The organism is Oceanobacillus indicireducens, from assembly GCF_014647195.1.
GTDB lineage: Bacteria > Bacillota > Bacilli > Bacillales > Amphibacillaceae > Oceanobacillus > Oceanobacillus indicireducens.
This window is the reverse complement of sequence record NZ_BMOS01000001.1, coordinates 47,338-61,100: the sequence shown is the minus strand read 5'-3', so window position 1 is coordinate 61,100 and position 13,763 is coordinate 47,338. Positions and strand designations below refer to the sequence as shown.

At 40.2% G+C, this 13,763-nt stretch carries 11 protein-coding genes and 1 other annotated feature; of the genes, 5 read left to right on the top strand and 6 right to left on the bottom strand.

Annotation, left to right across the window (positions count from 1 at the left end):
• Positions 1-347: 347 nt before the first annotated feature.
• The 3 genes from IEX94_RS00285 to tyrS form a co-directional block, all read right to left on the bottom strand.
• A complete protein-coding gene (locus tag IEX94_RS00285; RefSeq protein WP_188855552.1) occupies positions 348-1,340 on the bottom strand; it encodes a Gfo/Idh/MocA family protein in 993 nt (330 codons plus the stop codon).
• Positions 1,337-1,471: a hypothetical protein gene (locus IEX94_RS19960; protein ID WP_268239569.1), complete on the bottom strand. Its 135-nt coding sequence runs from the start codon at positions 1,469-1,471 to the stop codon at positions 1,337-1,339. Before IEX94_RS19960 ends, IEX94_RS00285 begins: the two co-directional genes overlap by 4 nt.
• A gap of 600 nt (positions 1,472-2,071) precedes the next feature.
• Positions 2,072-3,346 carry a tyrosine--tRNA ligase gene (gene tyrS, locus IEX94_RS00280; protein WP_188855551.1) on the bottom strand — a complete coding sequence of 425 codons (1,275 nt, stop codon included), beginning with the start codon at positions 3,344-3,346 and terminating at the stop codon, positions 2,072-2,074.
• Between the two features lie 48 nt (positions 3,347-3,394).
• Positions 3,395-3,604 (bottom strand) — a binding site (T-box leader).
• A gap of 119 nt (positions 3,605-3,723) precedes the next feature.
• Here tyrS and IEX94_RS00275 point away from each other — a divergent pair.
• From IEX94_RS00275 to IEX94_RS00255, 5 genes are all read left to right on the top strand, one after another.
• Positions 3,724-6,711: a transglycosylase domain-containing protein gene (locus IEX94_RS00275; RefSeq protein ID WP_188855550.1), complete on the top strand. Its 2,988-nt coding sequence runs from the start codon at positions 3,724-3,726 to the stop codon at positions 6,709-6,711.
• Positions 6,712-6,865: 154 nt separating this feature from the next.
• On the top strand, positions 6,866-7,516 hold the full coding sequence (locus IEX94_RS00270) for a GNAT family N-acetyltransferase (RefSeq protein WP_156856743.1): 651 nt from the start codon (positions 6,866-6,868) through the stop codon (positions 7,514-7,516).
• Between the two features lie 3 nt (positions 7,517-7,519).
• Positions 7,520-8,170 (top strand): acetoin utilization AcuB family protein, encoded by a 651-nt coding sequence (locus IEX94_RS00265; RefSeq protein WP_156856742.1) that lies wholly within the window; start codon positions 7,520-7,522, stop codon positions 8,168-8,170.
• A complete protein-coding gene (locus IEX94_RS00260; RefSeq protein WP_188855549.1) occupies positions 8,167-9,339 on the top strand; it encodes an acetoin utilization protein AcuC in 1,173 nt (390 codons plus the stop codon). Before IEX94_RS00265 ends, IEX94_RS00260 begins: the two co-directional genes overlap by 4 nt.
• Positions 9,340-9,543: 204 nt before the next feature.
• The gene (locus IEX94_RS00255; RefSeq protein WP_188855548.1) at positions 9,544-11,016 is read left to right on the top strand and encodes a UDP-N-acetylmuramoyl-L-alanyl-D-glutamate--2,6-diaminopimelate ligase; all 1,473 of its coding nucleotides are present in this window, start codon (positions 9,544-9,546) and stop codon (positions 11,014-11,016) included.
• Positions 11,017-11,073: 57 nt separating this feature from the next.
• Here the strand turns inward: IEX94_RS00255 and motS are convergent, their stop codons facing one another.
• Genes motS through ccpA form a run of 3 tightly spaced genes read right to left on the bottom strand, consistent with a single transcriptional unit; the run spans position 11,074 to position 13,752 of the window.
• Positions 11,074-11,853 carry a flagellar motor protein MotS gene (gene motS, locus IEX94_RS00250; RefSeq protein WP_156856739.1) on the bottom strand — a complete coding sequence of 260 codons (780 nt, stop codon included), beginning with the start codon at positions 11,851-11,853 and terminating at the stop codon, positions 11,074-11,076.
• The gene (gene motP, locus IEX94_RS00245; protein WP_188855547.1) at positions 11,843-12,688 is read right to left on the bottom strand and encodes a flagellar motor protein MotP; all 846 of its coding nucleotides are present in this window, start codon (positions 12,686-12,688) and stop codon (positions 11,843-11,845) included. The genes motS and motP overlap by 11 nt, the downstream gene beginning before the upstream one ends.
• Positions 12,689-12,747: 59 nt before the next feature.
• Entirely contained in the window at positions 12,748-13,752 is a 1,005-nt protein-coding gene (gene ccpA, locus IEX94_RS00240; protein ID WP_188855546.1) for a catabolite control protein A, read from the bottom strand.
• Positions 13,753-13,763: the final 11 nt, after the last annotated feature.

Here is a 13,763-nt window from a genome sequence, read left to right as displayed (position 1 = left end):
GAATTAAATCCGAACAAAACTGCTAACTAGCTCCGGGAATATACGGAGACTCCAGCAGGAGGCCGGCTAAGTACGGTCACGTCCTGTGACCAACGCCGGCACTAGAACCTCCTGTTCGTCGGCCGGCATCGGTGAGACCCCGCAGGGCAGCAGCCCGAGGGGGCTCACCAGCCGCCTGCGGAAAGCGTAGTATATTCCCGGAGCGGTTGTTGATGCTCTTTCTTATCATTTGTTCGGATTTATAACCATACTAAGAAGTTATGTCCCAGCCTCAATTTTTTGGGCTTTATGACGCGGGATTTAAGTTTGCGATTAACTAACTGATCATTTGATATTTATTATACAAATTATGCTTGTTTATCTACTGCAAACACAATTCCTCCATCTTCTCTAGCCCTCTCATATGTTTCCATGACTGAAAGTGAATGATCCAATAAACCATAGCACTTAACATAGTTTGCTTCTTTGTATATTTGATTAAAGGTTTCGAGCTCATAGTACAACCTGTTTGATAGAGCCTGGTTGTTCAATTTTACTTCCTTATCACCTAAATGAAGTAAAACTTCTGTACAAGAATTCGGATCACCAACAACATGTATAAATCCATTCTCTCCTTGAATCAGGATAAAATTCATACTATTGGTATCCTTACTACCAACACATTGGGCTACAAAACCCGAATATTCCATTGTGACGATACCAGATGTATCAATTCCATTTGAATGTTTATTAGCCATATATTGGACTTTTTCAGGTTGACCAAATAACTTGATAACAAAATGTAAATTATAAATATTAAGATCGGATAAAGCTCCTCCAGAGAATTCCGGGTTAAAGATATTCGGAATTTCCCCTTCTAATAGTTTTAAATATCGACTGGATAACTGACTATAATTACATTGAATGACCTTGATGTCTCCCAGCAGCTTGAGATTTTCCTCAACTATCCTAAAGTTCGGTAAATGAATGTTGGAAATAGCTTCAAATAACATTAAATTATTCTCTTTAGCTAATTCTATAAGCTTTTCCGCCTCACGTACCGTTGAAGTAAACGGTTTTTCACAAATTACATTTTTACCTTGTTGTAATGCCTTGAAAGCTTGTTCAAAATGTAAGCTATTAGGGGAGGCTATATAAACAAAATCGATATCTGGATTGCTATACATTTCTTCTAAATCTGTATATATTTTTTTTACGTTATATTTAGCGGCTAACGATTCTGCCTTCGAAGTCGAATTCGGGCGTGTATACATCGCTATGCAATCCGCACCCTCCACATTATCTAATGCTGATAAGAAGGTATCTACAATCGGGCCTGTTCCAATGGTTCCTATTCTCATTTTATCCCTCCTTGCATTAACTTTTCTATTTCCCATTCTTTTGCCGATTTGGTTTCGGCTTCTACCACTTCTAAAACAGTTAATACTTGATGATTTTTCGCACTCACACCAATACAAGCTGTGGTTAACATGGATTAAGCACACCTTTCTGATTTAGTTCTATTTCTAAACCAACACATTTAAAGGATAGTCCTTCCAAATCTCTAGTTAACTCTTTCCTTCTAAGAACCCGTAATTTCAAATAGACCAGTTTGATGTGCAGATATAACCCATGCTTCCCTCGTTTGTTTACGCACGATAACGTAATCAAACAAATTTGATAGATTTTCTCCACCGCCAATGAGGGTTCAAAAAATCAGCGCTTGATCCATCATTGTGCCTTCTGCTCATTTTTACTTAAAGATATTATATCATGTAATTTTAGCGAACGCAGCTACCGAAAAAATGAACAATCTATGAAAGACTCAGGTCATGGAATGCGGCGAGAGACCCTCTCATTTCTTTTTTAATAGATTGTTGGCGGCTATGAGCAAGAGAGTATGCTTGTCCGTGCACTTTCACATGAACTATTGCCATGAGTGAATATAGAATGTTTATCATTTCCCTCTTCTGTGGATAATCACTATCTAGATCACAGACAGAGGTTTTCACTGGGACAAATGCTCTGACCCTCTGTCCCAAATCAGAAAAGAGCTCAACAGGTTTGTTCCTGTTAAGCTCTTTATCAAAGTTTAACTAAAATCAATTAGGGTATATTTCTTTTTCCCGCGGCGGATGATGGTAAATACATCCTCGATACGGTCGTTTGCAGTTATTGTGTATGCGACGTCCTGCTGTCTTTCGCCATTAATGTAGATCGCACCATTTGAAATATCTTCTCTTGCCTGGCGTTTCGATGGGGAAATCTTCGTTTGAACGAGCAAGTCGACTAAACCGATATCTTCTTTATCTAAAGCATGTGTCGGCACATCTTTAAATCCTTGCTCGATTTCCGAGATCGATAATTCCTTAATATTCCCGCTGAATAATGCTTCTGAAATGCGGATTGCCTGCTCGAGTGCTTCCTCACTGTGGACCATTTTTGTCATTTCTTCAGCAAGTCTTCTTTGGGCAACTCGCTTCTCTGGCTGTGTTTCTACTTCTTTCTCTAGCTCTTCAATTTCTTCTTTCGAGAGGAATGTAAAGTACCGTAAGAATTTCACAACGTCGCGATCGTCTGTGTTGATCCAGAACTGGTAAAATTCATATGGAGTCGTTTTTTCCGGGTCAAGCCAGATTGCGTTACCAGCAGTTTTCCCGAATTTCGTACCGTCTGCTTTCGTAATTAAAGGAACGGTTAAACCGAATACGTTAACTTCCTCTTCCTCCGGATTCTCTCTCGTCCGGCGGATCATTTCCATTCCTGCTGTAATGTTCCCCCACTGATCACTACCACCAATTTGCAGTTGAACATTCTCTTCTTCATACAATTTCATGTAATCAATCGACTGAAGCAGCATGTAACTGAATTCAGTGTACGTAATACCTGATTCAATCCGAGAAGAAACAGATTCTTTCGCAAGCATGTAGTTAATACTGAAATGCTTTCCTGCATCGCGTAATACATCAATAAATGTCATATTGCTTAACCAGTCATGGTTATTCCGGGAGACCACAGGGTTCTCCCCTTCCCCGAATTTTACAAGACGACCAATTTGCTCCTGGATACTGTTCGCATAACCCATCACAACATCTGCAGTGTTCAAAGAGCGCTCCGCTGAACGTCCGCTCGGGTCACCAATCATCCCCGTACCACCACCAACTAGTGCTATTGGCTTATGTCCAGCTTTCTGGAATCTTTTCAGCATGACAATTGGTACAAGGTGGCCGATATGAAGACTGTCTGCTGTCGGGTCGAACCCGCAATACAATGTAACAGATTGTGTATTTAATAAATCTTCCAAACCTTCCCGGTCCGTGACTTGATTGATTAGTCCCCGCCATTCCAACTCTTCTAATATATTCATCCTACTGTCTCCTTTATAATAAAAATCAAAAAAGCTCGCTCCTTATAAAAAAGGGACGAGCTTATTCACGCGGTACCACCCTTGTTGCACAACTGTGCCACTTGGGATTGTTAACGATGTCTCCACCGTTCTTAAGGCTGCTCACCAAAAGAAATGCTCCAGATTGTAATTCGCCTGTAAATATATATTGGCTTGCACCGACCGCCAACTCTCTTTAATAGGGATTTACTAGACTACTGGTTCCTTCTTAGCATAATAAGTTTATTTAAATTATATTATTAACACAAAAATAGTTCCTTAGCAACCTTTTCTGAAAAAGCGTTCATGAAAAAATCGTTATATGGTATAATTATAAACGAGTTTTAGGAGGGTTTCAAATGGATTTTAAAAAAAGCATCCAACAATTTTTTAATAAAATACAAGAATCCTGGAAAGCAGGAAAAATCCAAAAGACAAGCCGAATTACATATGGTGTGATGTGGAATGTCATTTTATTCTTTTTAATTATTAGTTTTATCGGCATGTTTTTCATTGGAGGAATTGGTGCAGGTTACTTTGCTTCCCTCGTAAAAGATGAAAAAATCCTTGATTATGAAACAATGGCTCAGGAAATTTACGATTATGCCGAAACATCGAGCATGTATTTTGCTAATAACGTCTATTTAGGTGATATCAATGCAGATCTTTATAGGGATGAAACGACACTGGATAATATCGCTCCCGAGCTTATTAGTGCAGTAATCGCCACGGAAGATGAATATTTTAATGAACATCAAGGTGTTGTTCCAAAAGCTATTGTACGGGCTGTTTTACAGGAATTGACAAATGCTTCCACCCAAACAGGTGGTAGTACGCTAACACAGCAATTAATTAAGAACCAAATTTTAACGAATGAAGTGTCCTTTGAAAGAAAGGCGAAAGAAATTCTGTTAGCACTAAGATTGGAACGATTCTTTGAAAAAGATGAAATTCTCGAAGCCTACTTAAATATCGTTCCATATGGCCGTGACTCATCGGGAAGAAATATTGCTGGTGTCCAGACAGCGGCTCAGGGAATCTTTGGCCTTGATGCGAAAGATGTGAATCTAGCCCAAGCAGCCTATCTCGCTGGTTTACCGCAAAGTCCATCAGCTTACACTCCGTTCGTCAGCGGCGGTGGCTTAAAGGATGAGGAAGATATTCAGTATGGGCTGAACCGAATGAAGACCGTCTTAAACAGAATGCTTGATATGGAGTACATTACACAAGAAGAATACGATGAAGCAATCAACTACGATCTTGTTGCAGATTTTAAAGAAGATCAAAAGTCACCATTTGAAGAGTACCCGGTCTTGGCAGCACAAATTCAAACCGATGCAAAAGATATTTTGTACAACGTATTTTTAGAAGAAGACGGGATTACAAAAGAAGATTTACAAGAAAACCCGAAACTTAAAGATGAATATAAATCACGTGCGGCTCGTGCTTTGCAAACGAATGGGTATGAAATCCACTCGACGATCGATAAAGAATTGTACGATGTGTTCCAGGAAATCGGAAAAAACTTTGATCAATACGGCAATAACAAGTTCACCGAATATCCAAAAGGATCCGGTGAGATGATTGAACAGGCTGTACAAGGTGCAGCTATCATGATTGAAAACTCTACTGGGCGGATTATTAGTTTATTTGGGAACCGGAACCCAAGTATTGAGAATCATTATAATTATGCAACACAAGCAGTGCGCTCAAATGGAAGTGCGATGAAACCAATTCTTGTATACGGACCAGCGATGGAAGAAGGACTTATCCAGCCGGGAACACCTATTGCCGATGCGTACTTGGCAGTTCCGGATGGCGGTGGAACAAAAGAAATCAAGAATATTGACTTAAGGCATCACGGCTTGTTACCGGCTCGGACGAACTTGGCTAAGTCATATAACATACCAGCCGTAAGAACTTATCTACCAATGATTGACATCAATCCAGTCGATAAATATTTGCGGCCAATGGGAATCAGTACCATAGAGGATGAGGAATATGCCAACGCCTCTCTCCCACTTGGCGGATTGGAGCACGGGATCACGATTGAAGAGAACACGAACGCTTTCTCCACCATTGCCAATGGCGGACAATTTGCCGACGCGTATATGATTGAAAAAATAACGACAAAAGACGGCGATACAGTCTATGAGCATGAAGTGAAAACGAAAGAAGTATTCTCCCCGCAAACGAGTTACTTATTAATTGATATGATGCGGGATGTTATTTCAGACGGAACAGCAGCTGGCCTACGTTCCATGCTGAAATACAGTAATGTAGATTGGGCTGGGAAAACGGGAACCTCCCAAAATACGGAGAACGTCCATTTTGTTGCAAGTAATCCGAATATCACCTTTGCAACCTGGATGGGCTACAAAATACCAGATGGCCTGGAACATTTAAACCACAGTAAGAGAAACCTTGCTTTCTGGACTAAATTTATCAATGCTGCAAGTGACATCAACCCAGAACTTGTTGCTCCTGACCGTGCTTTCCAACAACCGGATGGCATTGTCCAAAGAAGCTACTGTGCAATTTCAGGAAAGCTTCCAAGTGAACTATGTGAAAAAGCGGGACTCGTCAAGACCGACTTATTCAATGCGAAGTTTGTTCCGACCGAAGTGGATAATAGTTTAATAACCGGTGATCAAATTATTGTGAATGGGAAAGCTGTTTCACCAGGCCCTGACACTCCTGGAGAATTTACAAAAGGCGGCGGGCTCATGTTTAATCCGGAATTTTTAAAAGAAAAAGGCTACGATAAACTTCCGGATATTACACAACTCATTCCACTGAATGAGGACCGAAGTAAATGGGAAAAAATAGGATTTCCTAATACAAATACAACAACGTATAGTATTAGTGATGACGGAAAAGCACCAGAGCCGCCGACATCGGTCAACGCTTCCGGTAACCAGATTACATGGAACGCTTCATCGAGCAATGATATTGTCGGCTATCGTATCTACCGGGCAACAAAAGGAAGCGACAGCTTTTCAAGAGTCGGCAGCACGACATCTACAAGCTTTAAATCAGGAAGCGGAGATGGAATCTATCATATCCGGGCCGTCGACTACTTCGGTCTCGAATCCAAACCTTCTACAGCGGTAACCATTGGTAAAGCCGAGAAAAAGAAAGTGAAAGAGAAGGATCAAGATAAAGATAATAAGAAAGAGGATAAAGGCAAAGAAGAAACCTCTGAAAAAGAATCTAAAGAAGCCGACGAAAAAGATGATAAAAAGAAAGACATAGATGAGGATAATGAAGACAAACAGCAAGATGATAAAGAAAAAGAAAAAGAGAAAGAGAAGAAAAAAGACGACAAAGAAAATAAAGACGAATAGCGCACAACGGAATACACCAACGTCCAATTTTAAATCAGGAGCTAAGCTGCTCCTGATTTTTTCTTTTCTATAAGCCTACATATAAAGTACTAAAAAATATACAGAAAGTGTTGTATACTAAATGTAAGCGCATTTATTAATAGGTGGTGAAGCAGTGGAGCATATAAAAACCTTTCATTCAATAACTTACGAAACATCAAGCGGACCACTTACAATCGAGGGTCCCCTCTCAGTAGACGAATTACAAAAGTACAACTTTCACGACAAACTGACTGCATTCCGGCCCGCAAAGAAACAATTTGAAGCCCTTCTTGAAATCGCAACCTTTGAAGAGGCAAGAATTATCGTCGCCCGAACCGAAGAAATGATTATCGGTTATGTAACCTATCTCTACCCCGACCCTCTTGAACGCTGGTCCACTTTTAATATGAAAGAATTAATCGTTTTAGGTGCCATTGAAATTATCCCAGAATATCGCGGAGAACGAGTAGCATCTAACTTATTAAAAGTATCGATGATGGATGATTATATGGAAAATTATATCATAATCTCGACAGAATATTATTGGCACTGGGATCTGGAAGGTACCCAATTAAGCATCTGGGACTACCGGAAAGTCATGGAAAAAATGATGGCTGCAGGCGGGCTTAGCCCGGCTCCCACCGATGACCCGGAAATCATTTCCCATCCGGTCAACACATTAATGGTCCGCATCGGGAAAAATGTCTCGGATGCTGCTGTAGAAGAATTTGATAATTTACGTTTTCTTTCAAGATACAACCAACGAAAAAAAAGTGAGGGATGAATCATGTTAGTAGAAAGCATCATGAACACCGATGTTATTACGCTCCCGCCTACTGCAACAATTGAGGAAGCACTCCGTTTATTAAAAGAAAATAAAATTAGGCACATACCAATTGTTGAAGAAGATACCCGAGTAATCGGAATCGTCTCTGACCGGGATGTCCGTGACGCCATGCCATCAAGTTTTCTTAAGGATGCTGATCGGAAAGAATTACAAAATGAAATCCAAACAATTATGACACAGCCGGTCATCACCGTTCATCCATTAGATTTTGTTGAAGAAATAGCCCGAATTTTTTATGAAAAAGAATTCGCCTGTGTCCCCGTCGTCAAGAATGAACAACTCGTTGGTATGGTAACCGAAAAGCATATGCTGCATACCTTTATTCAGCTAACTGGAACCCATGTACAAAGTTCTCAGATTGAAGTCAAAGTGCCGCACCGGCCAGGCGTCCTTCCCGAAGTAGCTCAAATCATCGGAGATCATAATGTGAATATCGTATCCATTCTTATTTATCCATATGGAGATGATCCCGAGTATAAAGTGCTCGTTTTCCGTGTCCAGACCATGAATCCGATGCCAATTATTCGAGGAATTAGGGAAGCTGGTTTTAAACTGCTTTGGCCGAATAATATTATGGAGCCAAAAATATGAGTGAACAAGTTAAATTTGTATTCTCCGATGACTTTTTAACCTATCATTTTAATCCAGAGCATCCATTTAATCAAAAACGGGTTTTGCTTACAAAGGAATTATTGGAAGCGGTCGATTTATTACAAGACGATGATATTATCCCTCCGAGGAAAGCAACAGAGGAAGAACTGGCACTTTTTCATAATCATGAATACATCGATGCGGTAAAAAGAGCTGGTAAAGATAGACTGACACCAGAACAAGGAGCGGTTTTTGGACTTGGTACAGAGGATACCCCAATGTTTCCTAATATGCATGAAGCATCCAGTTACCTTGTCGGTGGAACACTCACAGCAGTGGATGCTGTATTGTCTGGTGCAGCTAACCACGCCTTAAATCTTGGTGGTGGTCTGCACCATGGATTTGAACGGCAAGCATCTGGATTCTGCATATACAATGATGGCGCGATTGCGATTAAATATATACGAGAGAAATACAATTTGAAAGTGTTGTATGTAGATACAGACGCGCATCATGGTGACGGCGTCCAGTGGGCTTTTTATGATGATCCTAATGTTTGTACCTTATCGATTCATGAGACAGGACGCTATTTATTTCCAGGAACCGGCGACGTTCGCGAACGCGGTATTAAAGAAGGACATGGATATTCATTTAATTTGCCAATTGACGCATACACTCAAGATGAATCTTTTCTGGAGCTTTATGAAACGGCTTTCAAAGAAATTGTCGATTACTTTAAGCCTGATGTTATCCTTACACAAAACGGTGCAGATGCCCACACATTTGACCCACTCACCCATTTATGTGCATCAATGGCAATTTATGAAAGAATTCCACTACTCGCCCATGAGCTTGCCCATGAATATTGTGATGGTAAATGGATTGCTACTGGTGGAGGAGGCTATGATATTTGGCGGGTTGTTCCGCGAGCATGGGCCCAGATTTGGAGTGTGATGAAACAAAACAAGGTAATGGAAGGTGATCTGCCTTCTAGCTGGTTAAATAAATGGCAAAAAGAGTCCCCCGTTCCACTGCCAATTACGTGGCATGACAGAAAAGAGGCTTTCCCGGAAATTCCGAGGAAGCGGGAAATCGAAGAGAAAAATTTAAAACTGCTTGAAGCTATGCTGAAATACGCCACCCTTCATAAGCAAAACTCACAAAGCTAAACTTAAGATCTGCTCCTACTCATCCTTTGCAATTACTGGATAGTTAGGAGCTTTTTTCAATCCATGAATTCATCCATCCTACAATAGACTTTCTTTTTTAGAAGGGATATAATAAAAAAGTAAAGCTTTAAAACTGGAAGTTGAATGAGTTTCACTATATAACAAGTGATTTACCATGTCTTTCTAATTAAGGAGATGAACTGATTGTTACTAAAAGACATTTTGAAAAACATGGATTATGAAGTAATCCAGGGAGATATAAACCAAGAAATTTCAGCTCTTACATATGATTCCCGAGAAAAAAAGGTTGATAGCCTTTTTGTATGTATAAAAGGATTTACTTTGGATGGTCATGACAAAGCACAAGAAGCGGTAGGTAATGGAGCTCGAGCAATTCTAGTAGAAAGAGAGATCCCTATTTCTGACGATATCACCGTAATAAAGGTTGCAGATACAAGAAATGGCATGGCTAAAGCAGCAGTTAACTTTTATAATAAACCAGCTGATTCTTTAAATGTGATCGGAATTACCGGAACAAACGGGAAAACTTCTATCACCCATTTTCTAAAAGTGATCCTAGATCAAGCTGATAAGAAAACCGGAATAATTGGAACGTTAGGCACGCTGATGAATGAAAAAATTATTCCCACGAATAACACGACACCGGAGGCTATCGATCTCCAGCGCTTCTTAAGCGATATGAAAGATTCGGAACATGATTATTGCCTAATGGAAGTTTCTTCCCACTCCCTGCAGTTGAAACGTTCTGCATACACGTCATTTAGTACGGGGATTTTTACAAACTTAAGCCCGGATCATCTGGAATTACATAAAACAATGGATGACTATTTTGAAGCGAAAGCCGAATTATTTACAATGACGAATAAATTTAATATCGTCAATGTCGATGATTTTTATGGACAAAAACTAGTCCAACAATTAAACAATCCGGAAGTGAAGACACTCTCCTATGGCATCCATGAAAAAGCTGACTTTTATGCGACAGATATCAATTATTCCTTCGATCAAACAACATTTACAGTCCATACGCCAAATGAATCAGCGCAAATTACGATTCATCTGCCAGGTGAAATATATGTTTCGAATAGCTTAGCCGCTATTGCAGCCGCTTATTGCAATGGAATAAATATGGAAGCAATTCAAAACGGCCTTAACACGGTAAAAAATATTTCAGGCAGACTCGAGACGGTTTATAAGCAAGGGGATTTCCGTGTTGTTGTAGATTTTGCCCATACAGAAGATGCGTTGCAAAAAGCTCTCACGGTACTTCGGCCATTTGTAAGTGGAAGACTTATCCTTGTCTTCGGAGTTTATGCTGACATGAGTGAAAACGGGAGAGATAAACGTTATGGCATGGGACGTGTCGCTGCAGAATATGCCGATTTCTCCATTGTCACATTAGATAATCCAAAAAAGCATGACATCAAAACGATTATGAAAGAGACAACTGATGCTCTTGAAAGAAATAAAGGCAGTTACATCGCGATAGAAGACCGAGCTGAAGCAATTCGCTGTGCAATAGAAATGAGTCATTCGGATGATTGCATCTTGCTTGCCGGTAAAGGTCATGAAACAACACAAATTATTGGAGACAGAGAAATTCACTTCTCGGAAAAAGAAATTGTCCAAGAAGCAATGCAGACTAAAACATTTTGATAATGCATAAAAAAGCAGAGAGATTTTTTCTTTCTGCTTTTTGCTTATAAAGAAGTATTAGTCAGCTTCATAATCCGTATTTAATATTGTAATTTCCACACGTCGGTTCAAACTCATATTCTCTTCTGAATCATTCGGGACAACTTGTCTTGTGTCACCATAGCCCGCAATTGAGAAACGCGACTCCTCCAAGCCAAATTCGTCAATCAAGTATCTGACTACACTACTTGCTCTTGCGCCAGATAATTCCCAGTTGGACGGATAACGATAGGTGTTGATTGGCCTTGAGTCTGTATGGCCCTCCACCTTGATATCGTTCGGCATTTGTGAGAATAAACTGCCGATTTCCTTAAGGAATGGCTTTCCTTCATCTAAAATAATCGCTTCCCCCATATCGAAAAAGATGCTATCTTGAAGCACAAGCAGGACACCACGTTCCGTAATTGTAGCCGTAATTTCATCATTTAACTCATGCTCATCCAAATATGCTTCAACACTTTCCACAAGCTGATTTAAAGATTCTTCTTCTTGTTGCTTGCTTATGTAGGCATCCCGACTGACATTAACATCAATCGGATCATCTGCTTCATCTTTTCCGCTCTCTTCTACATTATTCCCGTCCTGCGGGTAACTGTTCGGTACAATAGAAGGAAGAAAATCAAGTACTTCACGATTCTGAAATGATTCTGCGACAGCTTCAAATTTAATCTGATCGATTCGAGACATCGAAAATAACAAAATGAAAAAAACAAGGATCAACGTTACCATATCCGAATAAGTGACAAGCCATTTTGCTGCACCTTTTTCCGGTTTTCTTTGTTTACGTTTACGCTTCATTTACCCGATCCTCCACAAATCCGGAACGCGCTGCTTCTTCTTCTTTTTCTTTCATTTCTTCATATTTCCGTTTATCTGTATGGGAAATGAATGCACTTAGCTTCTCTTCCAATATTCGAGGATTTTGTCCAGACTGGACACCGATAATACCTTCGATGATAATTTGTTTCAAGAAAACTTCTTCTTCCGTCTTTGCTTCCAATTTACTTGCCATCGGGATGAATACCAAATTGGCAAGAACGGTACCGTATAAAGTCGTAATAAGAGCTATTGCCATTGCCGGACCTAATGTAGCCGGGTCGGATAGCTGATTTAGCATCAATACGAGCCCTACTAGCGTTCCAATCATCCCCCAAGCCGGAGCATACTCACCCGCCTTTTCAATGATTGTACGGCCTTTATAATGCCGTTCCTCCATTGCCGTGATTTCCGCATCCATTATGTCGGTGATCACTTCTGGTTCAATTCCATCGACTGCAAGCATAATACCCTTTTTAATAAAAGGATCCTCTACTTCGTCCAATTCATTCTCCAGTGCCAGGATTCCTTCTCTTCTGGCACGTTCAGATAAACGAATGAACAGTTCAATCATCTCCGGCAAACGGTCTTCTGTCTTGACGAAAGACTCCTTAAGTACCCTGCCAGTCAATTTAATCTGTTCCAACTTAAAGTTAATTAATAAAGAACCAATGACACCACCAAGCACGATAAAGATAGAAGGAACGTCAAGGAAAATTACTACTTCCCCTACTCCTCCACTCGTGCTGATGGCGAAGATAATCATCATAAACCCAACTGTAATGCCGATCGGAGTAAGTATGTCTTTTTTTGTCATCCAAATCTCTCCAAACATCAATTAAATACGTGAGTAGTTCCTCTATATTTATATCGGCATTAATCAGATAAAGTTGAATCTCTTTTTTCAAGACGGTGTGGAAGAACGACATTTTTATCCGTCACTTCTTCTTTGTTCATATACTTCGTCAATAATCGCATTGCAACAGCACCGATATCATACATAGGCTGAACGACCGTTGATAACGTCGGGCGGACCATTTTAGCAAGCTTCGTATTATCGAAACCGAATACTTGAATGTCTTCCGGCACATTGTGTCCACGATCCTGGAATCCATGAATAACACCGATTGCCACTTCATCGGATGTTACAAATACAGAAGATGGCTTACTGTCCAGTTCAATCAATTTCTCTGCTACTGCGAGTCCTTCATCATAAGAAGAATCGATTGTAAATACGAGATCCTCATTGAATTCGATATTCGACTCTCTCACTGCACGGACGTAACCTTCGTACTTTAGGCTATTAACAACGGTCTCGCGTAAGCTGCCTACAAAAGCAGGCTGTTTATTTTCATTGTTATTGACCAATTCCTTCGTCGCTTCATAAGCTGCCAACTCATAATCAATGTTGACAGATGGGATTTCGTTGGACGAGTCATAAGTCGCAGCAAGCACAACCGGTACGGAAGACGTTTTAAATTGCTGGATATGTTCGTCGGTAATGTTACCGCCCATAAATAAAATTCCGTCCACTTGTTTTTCAAGCATCGTATTAATCAACTGCAACTCATTTTCTTTTTTGGAATCTGAGTTACTTAAAATAATATTATATTTGTACATCGTAGCAATATCTTCAATTCCTCTTGCAAGTTCTGAAAAGAAAATATTCGATATATCCGGAATTATTGCCCCTACGGTTGTCGTCTTCTTACTTGCCAGCCCACGGGCTACAGCATTTGGTCTATAGCCTAAGCGTTCTATAGTAGCAAGCACTTTTTTCCTTGTAGTAGGTTTAACATTCGGGTTCCCGTTAACAACACGGGAGACAGTCGCCATGGATACGTTCGCTTCTCTTGCGACATCATAAATAGTTACAGTCATCACATATACCT